The sequence below is a fragment of the Lacihabitans soyangensis genome (genome assembly GCF_024343775.1).
Classification (GTDB): domain Bacteria; phylum Bacteroidota; class Bacteroidia; order Cytophagales; family Spirosomataceae; genus Leadbetterella; species Leadbetterella soyangensis.
Genome location: NZ_RJUF01000002.1, coordinates 167,484 through 182,489 on the forward strand (window position 1 = coordinate 167,484; position 15,006 = coordinate 182,489).

General features: G+C 37.8%; 14 protein-coding genes. 8 read left to right on the plus strand and 6 right to left on the minus strand.

Features of this window, described 5'->3' with window-relative positions:
- The first annotated feature begins 292 nt into the window (after nt 1-292).
- The gene (dnaE, locus tag EGI31_RS01885) at nt 293-3,883 is read left to right on the plus strand and encodes a DNA polymerase III subunit alpha (protein ID WP_255035431.1); all 3,591 of its coding nucleotides are present in this window, start codon (nt 293-295) and stop codon (nt 3,881-3,883) included.
- Here dnaE and EGI31_RS01890 read toward each other — a convergent pair.
- Together EGI31_RS01890 and EGI31_RS01895 are read right to left on the minus strand one after the other, a co-directional pair.
- Nucleotides 3,880-4,788, minus strand: coding sequence for a lysophospholipid acyltransferase family protein (locus EGI31_RS01890; RefSeq protein WP_255035432.1), 909 nt, complete (start codon nt 4,786-4,788; stop codon nt 3,880-3,882). The genes dnaE and EGI31_RS01890 overlap by 4 nt on opposite strands.
- A 3-nt stretch (nt 4,789-4,791) precedes the next feature.
- Nucleotides 4,792-5,388: a nucleotidyltransferase family protein gene (locus EGI31_RS01895; protein ID WP_255035433.1), complete on the minus strand. Its 597-nt coding sequence runs from the start codon at nt 5,386-5,388 to the stop codon at nt 4,792-4,794.
- 99 nt (nt 5,389-5,487) lie between these two features.
- Here EGI31_RS01895 and EGI31_RS01900 point away from each other — a divergent pair, with 99 nt between their 5' ends.
- Nucleotides 5,488-6,498: a vWA domain-containing protein gene (locus EGI31_RS01900; protein WP_255035434.1), complete on the plus strand. Its 1,011-nt coding sequence runs from the start codon at nt 5,488-5,490 to the stop codon at nt 6,496-6,498.
- A gap of 73 nt (nt 6,499-6,571) precedes the next feature.
- Here the strand turns inward: EGI31_RS01900 and EGI31_RS01905 are convergent, their stop codons facing one another.
- Together EGI31_RS01905 and EGI31_RS01910 are read right to left on the minus strand one after the other, a co-directional pair.
- The gene (locus EGI31_RS01905; RefSeq protein ID WP_255035435.1) at nt 6,572-7,354 is read right to left on the minus strand and encodes a tRNA threonylcarbamoyladenosine dehydratase; all 783 of its coding nucleotides are present in this window, start codon (nt 7,352-7,354) and stop codon (nt 6,572-6,574) included.
- The gene (locus tag EGI31_RS01910) at nt 7,351-8,022 is read right to left on the minus strand and encodes a TatD family hydrolase (RefSeq protein WP_255035436.1); all 672 of its coding nucleotides are present in this window, start codon (nt 8,020-8,022) and stop codon (nt 7,351-7,353) included. The genes EGI31_RS01905 and EGI31_RS01910 overlap by 4 nt, the downstream gene beginning before the upstream one ends.
- A gap of 27 nt (nt 8,023-8,049) precedes the next feature.
- Between EGI31_RS01910 and EGI31_RS01915 the strand changes: the two genes are divergently transcribed.
- The 4 genes from EGI31_RS01915 to EGI31_RS01930 are packed head-to-tail and all read left to right on the plus strand — an operon-like array spanning nt 8,050 to nt 9,770.
- Nucleotides 8,050-8,505 carry a GNAT family N-acetyltransferase gene (locus tag EGI31_RS01915; RefSeq protein WP_255035437.1) on the plus strand — a complete coding sequence of 152 codons (456 nt, stop codon included), beginning with the start codon at nt 8,050-8,052 and terminating at the stop codon, nt 8,503-8,505.
- Nucleotides 8,506-8,556: 51 nt separating this feature from the next.
- Nucleotides 8,557-9,135 (plus strand): Uma2 family endonuclease, encoded by a 579-nt coding sequence (locus EGI31_RS01920; protein WP_255035438.1) that lies wholly within the window; start codon nt 8,557-8,559, stop codon nt 9,133-9,135.
- A gap of 43 nt (nt 9,136-9,178) precedes the next feature.
- Nucleotides 9,179-9,409: a DUF433 domain-containing protein gene (locus EGI31_RS01925; protein WP_255035439.1), complete on the plus strand. Its 231-nt coding sequence runs from the start codon at nt 9,179-9,181 to the stop codon at nt 9,407-9,409.
- A 1-nt stretch (nt 9,410) separates the two neighbouring features.
- A complete protein-coding gene (locus tag EGI31_RS01930) occupies nt 9,411-9,770 on the plus strand; it encodes a DUF5615 family PIN-like protein (protein WP_255035441.1) in 360 nt (119 codons plus the stop codon).
- Between the two features lie 16 nt (nt 9,771-9,786).
- Here the strand turns inward: EGI31_RS01930 and EGI31_RS01935 are convergent, their stop codons facing one another.
- Together EGI31_RS01935 and hemJ are read right to left on the minus strand one after the other, a co-directional pair.
- Nucleotides 9,787-11,409, minus strand: coding sequence for a CotH kinase family protein (locus EGI31_RS01935; protein WP_255035442.1), 1,623 nt, complete (start codon nt 11,407-11,409; stop codon nt 9,787-9,789).
- Nucleotides 11,406-11,948: a protoporphyrinogen oxidase HemJ gene (gene hemJ / locus EGI31_RS01940; protein WP_255035443.1), complete on the minus strand. Its 543-nt coding sequence runs from the start codon at nt 11,946-11,948 to the stop codon at nt 11,406-11,408. Before hemJ ends, EGI31_RS01935 begins: the two co-directional genes overlap by 4 nt.
- Before the next feature lie 113 nt (nt 11,949-12,061).
- On the opposite strand from hemJ, the gene EGI31_RS01945 reads away from it, so the two are divergent.
- Entirely contained in the window at nt 12,062-13,930 is a 1,869-nt protein-coding gene (locus EGI31_RS01945; protein WP_255035444.1) for an OmpA family protein, read from the plus strand.
- Nucleotides 13,931-14,052: 122 nt separating this feature from the next.
- Nucleotides 14,053-14,988, plus strand: a complete 936-nt coding sequence (gene trxB, locus EGI31_RS01950; protein ID WP_255035445.1) for a thioredoxin-disulfide reductase — start codon at nt 14,053-14,055, stop codon at nt 14,986-14,988.
- Nucleotides 14,989-15,006: the final 18 nt, after the last annotated feature.

Below are 15,006 nucleotides of genomic sequence, written 5' to 3' on the forward strand. Positions count from 1 at the left end.
CAACAGTTGACAACTTTTTAAAAGTTGTTAACTGTGAAAGCTGTCAACTGGATGGTTCCTTCCACTTCCGGCCAGGGATAGAAGTGAAAAGCCCGCAGCTGGCGTAGCCGCGAGGACTTGTAACGGATAGCCCGGTGCTTTAGCAGGCCGCCAGAAAACTTAATGCACATGCAGTGAGTTGCTGATTTTGAGAAGGTTCGGATATAATTCCGAAATTAATGAGTTTCGGGGTTAAGAAAGAATGGGGTTATTGGCTATATTTGCATGATACTACTTATTACAAAAAGAAAGGATGCAATTCTCCCATTTACACAATCACACCCAATATTCGTTGTTGGATGGAGCTTCTAACGTAAAGAAACTCTTTGCCAAGGCTCAAGCAGACAATATGCCGGCTATGGCCATTACTGACCATGGAAATATGTTCGGTGTGTTTGATTTTGTGGCTGCCGCTGACAAGTTTAATGTGAAACCAATAGTGGGTTGTGAGTTGTATGTAGTGGAGGATCATACCCGTAAGCAGTTTACGAAAGAACAAAAAGATATTCGATACCACCAGCTTTTGTTGGCCAAAAACCCCGTTGGATACAAAAACCTGACGAAGTTGTGTTCGCTTGGATATATGGAAGGGCTTTATAGCAAGTACCCGAGGGTAACAAAAGCGATGATTGAAAAATACAAGGAAGGGTTGATAGCGACCACTTGTTGTATTGGAGCATCGGTACCAAAGACGATATTGAAGAAAGGCGAGGATGAGGGTGAAAAGGAGTTTCAATGGTGGTTGGAGAGATTTGGAGAGGATTATTATGTGGAAATACAACGCCACGAAATACCTGAGCAGAATATAGTGAACGAGATCTTGCTCAAATGGGCAAAGAAATACGATGTGAAGGTAATTGCCTCAAACGACAGTCATTATGTGGATCAGTCGGATTGGGTGGCCCACGATATTTTGTTGTGCGTAAATACCAACGAAAAACTAGCGACGCCGTCGGCCAAAGATTTTGCTGACGACGAAACGATGAGCTCAAAAGATACCCGCTTTGCGTTTTTCAACGACCAATTCTATTTCAAGTCGACTGAAGAAATGAGCCATTTGTTTAGGGACATTCCGGCGGCCATCGACAACACCAATGAGATTGTTGGGAAAATAGAAAAGCTAAATCTTAAGCAGGACATTTTGCTGCCTAACTTCCCGATTCCGGAGGAATTTAAGATACACGCCGACGACAAGCTGAATCAGTGGGAATACCTGCGTCATATAACCTATGAAGGTGCCAGAAAACGTTACGGAGAAATAATTACAACCACACAAGAACGACTTGATTTTGAATTGTTTACCATCAAAACCATGGGTTTTGCGGGGTATTTCTTGATTGTAATGGACTTTATAAAAGCTGGACGAGATTTGGGCGTGATGATTGGCCCTGGTCGTGGTTCGGCTGCAGGTTCTGTGGTGGCTTACTGCATTGGTATCACCAATATTGACCCCATCAAGTACAATTTACTTTTTGAGCGTTTCCTGAATCCTGACAGGAAGTCAATGCCCGATATTGATACGGATTTTGACGATGAAGGCCGTCAGAAGGTGATTGATTATGTGGTTGATAAATATGGAAAAAATCAGGTAGCCCAGATTATTACCTACGGTACTATGGCTACCAAGTCGTCGATAAAAGACGTAGCTAGGGTAATGGATTTGCCACTTGCAGATGCCAACTACATTGCAAAGTTGATTCCGGACAAACCATCTTATGGCATGGATTTTAAAAAATTGATTCACATGCCTATGGTTGGGCCAAAATCATTGAACGAGCTCGGCCTTGGGCCTGACGAACAGGAGAATGTCAGGAAAGTAAGAGAAATGTACAATGGCAACGACTTGACATCTAAGGTGTTAAAACAAGCCGAAAAACTAGAAGGAACTGTAAGAAATACGGGTATACATGCGGCGGGCATCATCATTGCACCGTGGGATTTATCTGACATTGTACCTGTTTGTACTTCAAAAGATTCGGATTTGTTGATAACGCAGTATGAAGGAAAGGTTATTGAGGATGCGGGAGTAATCAAGATGGACTTTTTGGGATTAAGAAACCTCTCTATCATAAAAGAGGCTTTGAGGATGATTAAAGAAAACTATGGACATGATATAGAAATAGATGAGATTCCACTAGACGATACCAAAACTTTTGAGCTTTTCCAACGTGGTGAAACAACGGCGATTTTTCAGTTTGAATCCGACGGTATGAAAAAATACATGAAGGAACTCAAACCCGATAGATTTGACGATTTAATAGCAATGAACGCCCTTTATCGCCCAGGTCCGATAGCCTACATACCCAACTTTATTGCCAGAAAACATGGCACGGAGGAAATAAAGTATGACTTGCCAGAAGTGGAGGAATATTTGGGAGAAACCTATGGAATAACCGTTTACCAAGAGCAGGTGATGCTACTTTCGCAGAAATTGGGCAATTTCACTAAAGGTGATGCAGACGTTTTGCGTAAAGCCATGGGTAAAAAGCAAATAGAGGTCTTGAATAAAATGAAGGTGAAGTTTATGGAAGGTGGTGCTTCCAACGGCCATGACACCAAGATTTTGGAGAAAATCTGGACCGACTGGGAGGCTTTTGCACAATACGCCTTTAATAAGTCGCACTCCACCTGTTATGCTTTTGTGGCTTATCAAACAGCTTATCTGAAAGCACATTACACCTCAGAATACATGGCCGGGGTATTGACCTCACAACTCGGTAACATCGACAAGATTACGTTCTTCATGGAAGAATGTAAACTCCTGGGGCTTAGTGTATTGGGACCAGACATTAATGAATCAAACAAGCGTTTTAGTGTAAACAAGAAGAAAGAAATACGATTTGGACTTGGAGGAATAAAAGGAACAGGCGATGCCGCAGTAGATGCCATAATTGAGGAAAGAGAAAAAAATGGCCCTTTTGCAGATATTTTTGACTTTATAACTCGGGTAAACCTTCGAACGGTAAACAAAAAAACACTTGAATCACTAACTTACGCTGGTGCTTTTGATTGTTTTGACGACATTCACAGAGCGGTGTATTTCCATGAAAGCGAAGGCAGCACTTTTATAGAAAAACTAATACGATATGCCAATAAAGTAGCTGAAGATAAGGCTTCGGCTCAGAATTCGCTATTTGGTGGTTTTGAAACCAATGGTGGTTTTGACATTCAGAAACCTAAGTCGGAAAACATAGAACAATGGGGTGATATAGAAAAACTCAAATACGAAAAAGATGTGGTTGGCTTTTATATTTCAGGCCATCCCCTTGATCAATTTTCTATAGAAATGTCATTGTGTAAACCTTTGGATCAGCTGTTTGAACCTGACAACGTGAACCGGGAATTTGTCATTGGCGGGGTAATTTCTTCAGTACAACAGAAACAGTCGAAAAACGGAAATCCGTTTGGAATTTTTAAGATTGAGGATTATACCTCTTCACTCGAAATTATGCTTTTTGGGAAAGATTATGTAGAGTTTTCAAATTATCTTGGTCTTGGTTTTTTTGTGAGCATAAGAGGAAAAATCCAAACCAAATGGAACCGTGAGGGCGAACTAGAATTTAAACCGCTTCAAATCGACTTGCTCAACGACATGAAGGCGAAGCGATTCAAAGAAGTAAATGTTAAATTAAATTTGGCCGAGATCAACGACATTACCATCAATGGCTTACTCGATATAATCACTTCAAATCCTGGCAAATTCAACTTTAAAATGAACGTGTATGACATGGAGGAAAGATATGACGTGGCCATGTTTTCAAGAACGATGAAGATAGACCTCAACAAAGACGTTCAAAGAAGTCTTTTGGAGATAGTGGGAGAAGAAAACGTGAGTTTTGGTTAAGATTTTCTGGAAAAATTAAAACCATATTCTACACCTGCTGGCATTTTGTGTTTCCAGCGTTTATGCGTCCAGAGCCAATATTTCGGGGCTGCTATTATGTCTTTTTCAAGTAGTTCGGCGTGTTTTGTCATTATAAAACCTTCCGACTCCGACTTGGATTTGTCAGAAATCAACTCAAAAGTCATAGTGTAATGTCCTTTTTGCGGAACTGTGACATGAGCAAATACAACGGGATAGTCAAATTGCTGGGCAATTTTCTCGGTTCCTGTAAAGAAAGTTGTATCCTGATTTAAGAATTTGGTCCAGAAAGATTTGGTGGGTGGAGCAGATTGGTCATTGGCCAGTGTAACCGCAAAGGCTTTACGGTAGTCCTTTTTTATGCTTGAGAATGTGTCAAATGTAGGAAAGAAAACCGTCCCGAATGCCGTTCTCGATTTATAAAAAAGATTATTGAAATAGTCATTACTCATTTTGTGATACGGAACCAAAACCTTGTGCTTCAGGTAGAAAGGCATGGCCTTGGCAATGAGTTCATAGTTACCGATGTGGCCAAGTGTTATAACCACGTTCTTATTTGCTTCAAAAAACGGAATTAGTATTTCGGTATTCTCCAATTTTATTTTTTCTAATAAAGATTCCTCCGAAATAGTGAAACTCTTGATGGTTTCTACAAACATATCGGCCAGGTATTTATAAAAATCTGAGGCAATAGATTCTCTTTCTTCTTTACTTTTCTCTGGAAATGAGTTCTTAAGATTCTGTTCTACCACTTTTTTTCTGTAACCCACTAATTTATAGAGTACTGGATAGATAAAACCTCTAGAAATTATATAGAGAAACTTTATTGGCAGGATAGAGAAAAAATACAAAAACGGTAATAATATGTAAAAAGCAATGGCTTGCATGAATCAGTTTTTTGATTGTAAAAAGTTATAATAATCCTCTTTGGTGTCTAAATCCACCGCACCTAAATCAAAATCTACCGTCACGATTTCATCAGGATATTTATTAAAAAATTGCTTTGCACCTTGTTCGGGTTTCATGTCCAGAATATCCTCAAAACGTTCTTTTTTGTACAAAACTGGCACCCCCAAGGTTCCGCTATATTTTGAGGCTATTATCGTTTTATCAGGAAATTCACGTGCGGTTTCGATAAGTTTATTAATCATTGCGGCATTTACAAAAGGCATGTCTGAGGTCATAAATATCAAACCATCAAATCCTTTTGTGATCAAATAAGCACCCACCAGGCCCATTTTGATGGAGCTACCCATGCCTTTCTGCCAATCTGGATTGTCTATAATGCCTATTGGGATATTTTCTAAGAGTGGGACAATCTTGGTTTTATTGGCTCCAACCACCACTGTTACCGGATGAGCCTCAGTATCAAGCACTTCGTCCACTAAATATTTGAGCATTGGAACACCAAAAATCGGGAGGATTTGCTTGGGTACACCCATACGTTTTGATTCTCCAGCTGCTAAAATTACCACTCCAATGTTCATTAATCCGATTTTTTGTGCAAATTTGCAATAATTTTACGTGCAAATGAAAGTTTTGGCATGATGTTTTCGTTTCCAAAGCTGAATATAAATTTTATCCCAATGAAAATAAGAAATGCTTTCTTAATCCTTAAGACTGTTCTACTGAGTATTGTGTTGATAAGCTGCGGTGGCGGTGATGTAAACCCCAAAGGCTCAACTTTTGACATTTATATCGACTTCTGGAATACCTCAGGCAAAAGCCCTGAAATCAGATTTGATGAGCTTAAAACCTCACGAGAAATCAAAATTGACTTCACTAAAACCTTTGGCGGTCAAGTAGATGGACCAGCAGGAACCAAAGTAATTATTGATAATTTCAGAATAATTGATGAATTCTCCAATAATTACAACATAGAGGCCATAAACGCTTACGAGTTTAAGAAAGAAACCAACGATTGGAAAAAAGACGTGGAATTCACGATGTCTTTCAGCCAATCAGAAGATATAAGCGTGGTGTTAGTTTTAGACCGAAGCGAGTCTTTAGGAACTGATTTTGAGACCGTTAAAACTTATGCCATAGATTTTATTGAGAAAATATTTACTGAAAGAAAAGTGGTAAAGATGGGTATTGTAGATTTCTCAGATACCGTCAATGAGTTTCCATTATCTACTGACAAAGAAGCACTGAAAAACTATGTAAAAGGCCTAAAACAAGGCAAGTTTACTGCTCTTTACAACGCCATGGATGCGGGTATAGACATGCTTCAGGCTTCAAAATCTCAGTCTAGGGTGCTATTTACCTTTACAGATGGTTCTGACAACATGGCACCTCCAGCGGTTAATGCAGACTATCTTTTGGGTAAAATAAAGTCAGATAAAAATTCTTACAAAATAACTAGTTTTTGCATCGGTTTGAATGGAAAAGGTGGGGTTGACAAGGCAGTATTGACGAAGTTAGCAAGTGGCGGTTCGGCCAATTTCCCGGAAACAGTGAAAGAATTAAAAGATGTATTTACTAAATTCGGGAGGGTTATTTCGAATGTTTATAATTTAGAATACATTAGAAATCAGCAAATTATAAACAGGTCAGATCCAAGAAAATTAAAATTCGAGATTATCACCTCGAAATAAAAAATAGAAATTAGTTCATAAAAAAAGCCTTGAATATCAAGGCTTTTTTTGTGCAGTAATATTTTCCAAAATATCATTTCTTCTTTTTGATACTGCTCGATTTCATCATTTTAGGCCTTTTTTGAGTTTCGATTTCTATACCCAACAAGTCTCTAATTACTACCGACGCCGCCACGCCACCAAAAGCCGCTGGCAAGTAAGAAATGGTACCATATGCAGACTGCTTGAAGTTTGAACCATCTGTCATAACCAAGGAGTCTTTGTCCATTTCTTCCAAAGAATAAACAGCTCTCACACCTTTTGAAACTTCCATTTTCTTCAGTCTTTTTCTGACATAAAATGCAAGTTTACAGGTATGTGTTTCATATAAATCTGCCACTCTAATCTGCGTCGGGTCGGTTTTACCGCCTGCACCCATTGAACTTACTACTTTTTTACCGCTTTTATAAGCAGAAGCAATAAGTGTTAATTTCGGGGTAATGCTGTCAATGCAGTCCATCACGTAGTCATATTGGTTTTTCATGAGTTCTTCACATCGTTCAGGACTCAAAAACTCATTAATGACCTTTAGCCTCAAGTCTGGATTGATAGCCAAAAGTCTGTCTTTCATCCAGCCTGCTTTACTGACTCCATGGGTTGTGAAAAGAGCTGGAAGTTGACGATTTCTGTTTGTTGGGTCTACAACGTCACCGTCTACAATGGTCATCTCCCCCACTCCTGCTCGACATATAAATTCCGCAGCAAACGAACCTACGCCACCTAAACCAACCACCAGGACATGCGAATTCTGAAGTTTTTGTATATTTTCTTTTCCAACCAATAGCTCACTTCTCGAGAGCCAACCTAAATCACTCATAAATACAATTCTAAATAATTTTGATAAATTCTATCTTTTAGTACTTCTATATCTATTTTTAAAATATCAGCTGCGGTTTTGTACACTTGACTCACAATTAATACTTTATCGTCATCAGTCTCAAAAAAGACTTGCTCTAAAGGAATACTCTTGAGTGCTTCTTTTACCAAATCAGATTCCAACAAATCCCTTCCAAATGAAAGAAAAAAACCTTTTTGCGTTAATTCTTTTGCTAAATCAACTTTGCGATTGAAACCATGGATAATCATAGGCACCTTTGGCCTAACCACTTTCTTAATGGCAATGAGTTCATTAAAACTCTTTACACAATGGACTATTGCTGGCTTTTTTACCGCCTCCGCAACTCGTATTTGCTTCAAAAACACTTCTTCTTGAAGTTTCAAATCTGGCCCTTTAAGTTTGTCCAAGCCAATTTCTCCAATTGCCTTTACTCTCGAATCTGCAGCCAAAAATTCTAAAATCTCAATTTGCTCAAAAAACAATTCCTCAGATACACTCCAGGGATGAATTCCTACCGAAACTGATTCATTTTCTCCAAAAAAATGCTTTAAATCTTCCCCCAATGTATTCACCGTGATGTCCAAATTAAAAACTTTTTTTATATTGGCATCGGAAGACAACGAATGGGTATGAATATCTAGAAACATATAATTTTTTTCACAAAAATAACAATAATGGGTAATCTTCGGATAGAATGTAAGGCTTTTACTGAATTAAGTGTGGATGAACTCTACGAAATATTGGCTTTACGGTCAGAAGTTTTTGTCGTTGAACAAAATTGTATTTTCTTAGACCTTGATCACAAAGACCAAAAGGCGATACACTTTATGGGATACGACCAAAACAATCAGCTGATGGCTTACACCCGACTATTCGACTATGCTGCTTATTATGAAGGTTTTTTGAGCATTGGCAGAGTTGTAGCATCCCCAAGAGGTCGAGGTGAAGGCTATGGAAGACAAATATTTGGTAAATCTGTGGTGAAAGTCCAAGAACTATTTGGACAAAAACCTATAAAAATAGGTGCTCAAGCCTATTTAGAGAGCTTTTACGCCTCGTTTGGCTTCGAAAGCATCAATGAAGACTATATAGAAGATGGAATTCCTCATAAGATTATGGTGAGGGCGTAGGTATTTGGAGTTATTCACTAAATTTTATATTTTTGGTAAAAAAAGAGTACTATGGTATTGCCTTTAAATATCCCAAAAGAAGGAAAGTTCACAAATGATGAATTGATAGCTCTATGTTTGGCAAATCCAGAATTGAATATTGAAAGAGACGAAAAAGGTCAAATTTTAATAAATATGTCACCAACTTATGCACTTACCAGCTCGTTCAACAGTGGTTTAAATTTTGAGATTTATAACTGGAACAAAAAACATAAAGTTGGAATTGTTTTCGATTCAAATTCAGCTTTTTTTCTACCTGACGATTCAATGCGTGGCCCAGATGTGGCTTGGATTTCAAGGGAAAGATGGGATTCTTTGAGTGATTCCGAGAAAAAATCGATACCGAAAATAGTACCTGATTTCGTTATTGAACTTCAATCTGAAACTGATAACATTAAGGAATTGAAGCTAAAAATGACCAAATGGGTTAAAAATGGCGTAAAATTAGCTTGGTTGGTAAGTCCACAGTCTAGTGAAACTTTGGTCTATTTTAATGGCAAGACAGAAACAATACCTTTCGGCAAAACGCTAGACGGGAAAAACATATTGGTGGGTTTAGAATTGGTTATGGCTGATGTTATTGAAGGATAGGTCTATGAAAGATTCTATTTGAAATATTTAAAATATAAAACTTATGAACAGGAAATCCCATATTGAATCAAACCCAAATATATTGTTTGGAAAACCTGTCATTTTCAAAACCAGAATTTCAGTAGACTTAATTCTTGAAAAATTAGCCTCTGGGGATACCATAGAAGATATTTTGGAAGCCTATCCAAATATAAGCAAAAATGACATTTTTGCCTGTTTGCAATTTGCTTCGGAGTCCATAAAAAATGAAGTTGTATTTTCATTGGCATCTTAAAATGAAAATTATAGCCGATGAAAGTGTTGATTTTGGAATTATAAAAAAACTTAGGGAAAATAACTTTGAAGTTATTTCAATCTCGGAGTCCAACTCTGGAATTAGCGATATTGAGGTTTTGGGAATTTCAAGTAAACATAAATGCCTGTTAAATACTGAAGATAAAGACTTTGGAGAACTCACTTACAGACTAAAATTAGAGCATTTTGGAATTCTTGTGATTAGATTGAATGAAACTATTAGAGACGAGCGAATAAATCAATCAGTTCAAACTATTATTCAATATTTTGAAGAACTGAATATGAATTTCTCTGTTTTGAACACTACGAGATTGAGGATAAAAAGAAAAATCACCCAATAATTTAGTACTTTGAAACTCAATTCACCCTCACCACTTTCCTAAAATTCATGACTCCACTTTCAGTTTTAACTTTCAAAAACAGAAAATCATTTACGTTCTGAATTTGGTCAAAATCCACAAAATTTTCACCTGCGGAAAGTTCGATATCCTTCTTAAGAATTATTCTGCCAGTAATATCCGAGAAAGAGACCTCGGCTTTTTGAACATTTTGGCTTAATATTTTTACTTGCAGCTTGTCAACAAAAGGATTCGGAAATGCCGTAACATTTAGACTTTCAGACGGTAATTCGTTAGAAGTTAGCACAAACTCTTCAGGAAAGTTTCTATCCATCCAAACAAGCCGATTATAAATCCAATTCTTAAGTTCCACTATTTCTAAATCCCAAGTAGCAGGAACGGGTTGCGGACTAGGCCAAACGTATGTTCCAATTATTGGCCATTTCTGGAAATTTCTAACAGCTGCTTCTCCCAAATTTGACTTCAATTCGTCTATTTCCTTAACAATCCTGTCATGGTCAAGCACGCCGCCTGCCTTTCTCTGTTCAAAATATATATTCCGCAATTCTCCAATAAATTTGGGATCTGAAACCATCCTTTCCCAAAAAACAGGCACTTGAAAACCATCTCTGGGACATATTTCATTGAATTTATATGCCCATAAATCATATCTACTTCCTTGACAATAATCGGCATTACCATAAGAAATGTCATAATCCCAAGGAGGGCTGGCAGTTAACTTTCCGCCTTTGGAGTCTTTATCTTTCGTGAAATATGAACTTATTCTGTAACCATCAATATTACGAGACACTTCGTTGATAATAAACATTTTAGCAAACGAACTCAAATCCACATATTGAGCATATCCGTTCAACTCATCCTTATAATCTTTCCCATAAATTGCATCTTCAAATTTTCGGATATAGGCTCTTATATAATTTCGCTGGGCATCATTTATGGTCTTTGGCAGATGATAATAGTACTGATTAGCAAAACCGTTGGCATTCGTGTAGTTTGATCTAAAAGTTCCGTAGTTTGTACCCGTGCTTTTGTCTATTTTTACAATGTAACCACCAGTCAATTCGTCTCCGGCAATATCTTCGGGTTTTAATGTAGCTATATTCACACGGTTTTTGTCCACTTTTATTTTCTCCATCAAAACATATACTCCCTGATAAAGATTATCTATTACCACCTCCACATACTTGGTCCGACTGGCATTCATTCCCATTTGGCGAGCCAAACTCATACTTAAAACGTTGTGCATCAGACTTTTCTCATTGTAAGATGCATATAGTATCCAATCGGCATCTTCTGGTAATCCGCATAATGCCAAAGGATTATTTTCTCCTTTTTCAGTTCTTAATTCTATCCCCAAGCCTTTTTTAGGAAACATTTGGGAGCTGGAGCCACGATATTCTATACCGACAAAACTATTGTAGTGAAACTGCGTATCTGTTAGTTGGTTTTCTTTCCCTTCACCATTATAAATCACCTTCAACTCAGCCAATATCTTAGGTTCGTCTTTGATGGTTTGACCTTTTGTGTTAATTACAAAAATAGGTAACTTACTTCTACTAAGTTGAGCATGAGCTAACTGAAAAAAGAATATGAAAAAAATCAATAATTTCGAAATTCTCATTTGCTCTCTCTTCTTTTTTTATATTGTTTAGCAAAAATAAACAGGACTATTCCAAAGGCTATTACGCCCCCAAAGAGTTTCAGGAAATCCAAGAAATCTCTAACCACTGCCAGCAAAACAATGGCCACCAAAAACAAAGTTGGTAATTCGTTCAGCAACCTGTAGTTAAACGAGCCAGCTCTGTCTTCTCCTTTTTCTTGCTTGATAATTATGGTTTTGCAGTAAAAATGATAAATAACCAACAATACCAATAAAACCAATTTGATTTTGATCCAAGTTTGATCCAAAATAGCCGGGTTGGTTGCCAACATAAGTAATCCAAACAACCAAGTAATGACCATTGCAGGCGTGGAAATAATCTTATAGACTCTCCACTGCATCAGCGTAAATTGTGCCCTCCAATCAGCTTGTAATTCTTTAGGTTTCTGCTCAACTTCGGCATGATAAACGAACATCCTGACCAAGTAAAACAAACCAGCAAACCATGTAACGAAACCAATAATATGAAACGCCTTAAAGAAGGAATAATAATTCAGCATAGATTCTATTCAAAATTCAAAAATAATAACAAAATGTCAACGTTTTTTAAAATGTCTGGTATAATATCATTTGGACTAATTTTTGCACTTTATCTGTATTTACTAATCTCAAAATGGCCCATAAAAGTTTTATAATACTCCTTTTTATTTCCGTCAGTGTTTTTGCTCAAGATAAAAAAACACTCATGCTATTTGAGAAAGGCAAGAAGGATTTCATGGAGAGAAAGTATGATTCGGCACTGGAAAATTTTGAAAAATATCTGGAAAAAGATTCGAGTAAGACAGAGGCTTATTTCCGAATTGCTCAAATTCATGAATCATTTCGAAATCAGAAAAAGGCAACCGCATTTTACCTTAAAGTGATTGAGAAAGATACTGCAGGGGTTGGATTTGTACAAGCCTACACCTATTTGGGCTCGAGGGCTTTAGAGAATCATCGATTTGAGGATGCAAAAAAATACTTGACCGTATCTCTCAACAACACCAACAAAAACTCCATAATTTATCAGCAGATACAGAAACAAATAAAGACCGCAGAATTTGGGATTCAAGCGATAGCCAAACCTTTGAACATCAAGCCCGAGCCACTGATAGATGTATTGAACTTCAAAAACAAACAGTACTTTCCAGTGCTCACTGCCGACAACAGCACCATAATTTTTACAGCCCGGAACGACTTAGAAGACGAAAATATCTATATTTCTGAAAGCAAAAATAATGTCTGGGGCAAACCTACGAGTATTTCAAAGGAAATAAATACACCATACAATGAAGGTACTTGCAGTATTTCGGCGGATGGCAAAATCATGGTGTTTACTTCCTGCGAAGGTAGAGATTCTTTTGGCAGCTGTGACTTGTTCATTACAAAAAAAGAGGGCGAAAATTGGTCAATTCCAAAAAACTTGGGACCCAACATCAACTCCAACTTTTGGGACTCTCAGCCGAGTTTGTCATCAGACGGCTCAAAACTATTTTTCTCCTCTGAAAGACCACTTGGACAAGGCAAAAAAGACATTTGGATGAGTGAGCTGGACGAAAAAGGAAACTGGAAAAAGGCCGTGAATTTGGGCAAAAATATCAATACGAGTTATGATGAAGTCTCGCCCTTTATACATGCCAACGGCTATTCATTGTTTTTCTCTTCAAACGGAAAAGAAGGAATGGGAAAGTTTGACATCTATTTGACAAGCATTAAAAGGGGATTCGGCGGCGAAGTGCTCAATATGGGCTATCCTATAAATACAGGTGATGACGAGCTTTCTCTTTTCATTTCAGCTGATGGTAAAAAAGCATTTTATTCGGTAGATAAAAACGAAAAAGTGTCTCTTTATCAGTTTTCTATACCCGCTGAATTATCAGATAAAATTGATAGAACCCATTATCTAAAGGGTTTTGTTTTAGACCAAAAAACCAATAAACCTCTTTATACAACCATAGAATTGGTAGACATCAAAACAGGAGAAAAAATATCTAAATTCCTATCTGACCCCATCACAGGTGACTATATGGCCATTTTGCCAGGTGATGGTGAATATGTTTTGTATGTAGAAACGCCGAACTATTTTTTCAAAAGCCTCAAGTTTGACTTTACAAGAGACGATGAAGGCAAAAGATTAGATATTCTGTTGACTAAAATAGAAAAAGAGACCAAGGAAGTTTTAGAAAATATATTCTTCGACAGTGGCTCGGCGGTATTGCGAAAAGAATCAGACATAGAACTTAAGAAACTCAAAGAATTACTTCAGAAAAATGCCTCGCTAAAAGTAGAAATATCAGGACATACCGATGACATCGGAAACGATGCTACAAACAAAGAACTTTCGAAAAAAAGAGCGATGGCTGTCGTAGAATTCCTAAAAACAGAAGGTATTGTGGCCGATAGAATTGTCCCGATTGGCTATGGTGAGACGCAACCTAAAGTCAAAAATGACTCAGAGGCGAATCGCCAGTTGAATAGGAGGATTGAGATAAAGTTTTTGTAGGCTGCTAATAGTCAAAAAATCCCGTACTAATTGAAGACTATGTGACATTTATCATGGAAATAAGACTCCAATTCTCGAACTTTGCAGCTCCAAAATGCATTATTAAATAAAGATTATAATTGATGACACAAGAAAAAGTTCAGGTTTTAATATTAGGTTCGGGCCCGGCAGGTTATACAGCGGCCATTTATGCAGGAAGAGCGGGTTTGAAACCAGTTATGTACCAAGGCATGCAGCCAGGCGGACAGTTAACTATCACCAACGACGTTGAAAATTTCCCAGGATATCCACAAGGCATAGAAGGTCCACAAATGATGGAAGATTTGAGGATTCAGGCAGAAAGATTTGGCCTAGATAACCGATACGGTATGGCTACAAGTGTAGATTTTTCAATGCCATTGGCTCATAAAGTAATAATAGACGAAAGCATAGAAATAACAGCAGAAACTGTAATCATAGCCACAGGTGCATCAGCAAAATGGTTAGGTTTAGAGTCTGAGCAAAGACTTAACGGCATGGGTGTATCGGCTTGTGCGGTGTGTGACGGCTTCTTTTACAGAGGAAAAGACGTGGCCATTGTAGGTGCCGGAGATACTGCCTGCGAGGAAGCACATTACCTATCAAAACTTTGCAAAAAAGTAACAATGTTAGTCCGCAGAGACGAATTCAGAGCCTCGCAAATCATGCAAACGCGAGTAAAAAACACACCAAACATAGAAATTCTGTTCAATACCGACACTGAAGAAGTATTAGGAACGAATGGCGTTACAGGTGTAAGAGTAAAAAATAACAAAACTGGGGAAACCAGCGAAATAGCGGTGGATGGATTCTTCGTGGCTATTGGTCACCAACCCAACACTGGAATTTTCAAAGATTTCTTGCAACTAGATGAGGCAGGATACATTATAGTGGAGAAAGGCTCAACCAAAACCAATATCGAGGGTGTTTTTGCTTGTGGCGACGCTCAAGATAAGATCTATCGCCAGGCTGTTACGGCAGCCGGAACTGGCTGTATGGCGGCTTTGGATGCAGAAAGATATTTGGGAGAACACGAATAAGAAAAACTTTAGCAGAAC

What these genes read in the sequence shown, in the direction of transcription:
- dnaE (WP_255035431.1), top strand. Translation starts at nt 293, where the DNA reads ATGCAATTCTCCCATTTACACAATCACACCCAATATTCGTTGTTGGAT.
- EGI31_RS01890 (WP_255035432.1), bottom strand. Translation starts at nt 4,788, where the DNA reads ATGCAAGCCATTGCTTTTTACATATTATTACCGTTTTTGTATTTTTTC.
- EGI31_RS01895 (WP_255035433.1), bottom strand. Translation starts at nt 5,388, where the DNA reads ATGAACATTGGAGTGGTAATTTTAGCAGCTGGAGAATCAAAACGTATG.
- EGI31_RS01900 (WP_255035434.1), top strand. Translation starts at nt 5,488, where the DNA reads ATGAAAATAAGAAATGCTTTCTTAATCCTTAAGACTGTTCTACTGAGT.
- EGI31_RS01905 (WP_255035435.1), bottom strand. Translation starts at nt 7,354, where the DNA reads ATGAGTGATTTAGGTTGGCTCTCGAGAAGTGAGCTATTGGTTGGAAAA.
- EGI31_RS01910 (WP_255035436.1), bottom strand. Translation starts at nt 8,022, where the DNA reads ATGTTTCTAGATATTCATACCCATTCGTTGTCTTCCGATGCCAATATA.
- EGI31_RS01915 (WP_255035437.1), top strand. Translation starts at nt 8,050, where the DNA reads ATGGGTAATCTTCGGATAGAATGTAAGGCTTTTACTGAATTAAGTGTG.
- EGI31_RS01920 (WP_255035438.1), top strand. Translation starts at nt 8,557, where the DNA reads ATGGTATTGCCTTTAAATATCCCAAAAGAAGGAAAGTTCACAAATGAT.
- EGI31_RS01925 (WP_255035439.1), top strand. Translation starts at nt 9,179, where the DNA reads ATGAACAGGAAATCCCATATTGAATCAAACCCAAATATATTGTTTGGA.
- EGI31_RS01930 (WP_255035441.1), top strand. Translation starts at nt 9,411, where the DNA reads ATGAAAATTATAGCCGATGAAAGTGTTGATTTTGGAATTATAAAAAAA.
- EGI31_RS01935 (WP_255035442.1), bottom strand. Translation starts at nt 11,409, where the DNA reads ATGAGAATTTCGAAATTATTGATTTTTTTCATATTCTTTTTTCAGTTA.
- hemJ (WP_255035443.1), bottom strand. Translation starts at nt 11,948, where the DNA reads ATGCTGAATTATTATTCCTTCTTTAAGGCGTTTCATATTATTGGTTTC.
- EGI31_RS01945 (WP_255035444.1), top strand. Translation starts at nt 12,062, where the DNA reads ATGGCCCATAAAAGTTTTATAATACTCCTTTTTATTTCCGTCAGTGTT.
- trxB (WP_255035445.1), top strand. Translation starts at nt 14,053, where the DNA reads ATGACACAAGAAAAAGTTCAGGTTTTAATATTAGGTTCGGGCCCGGCA.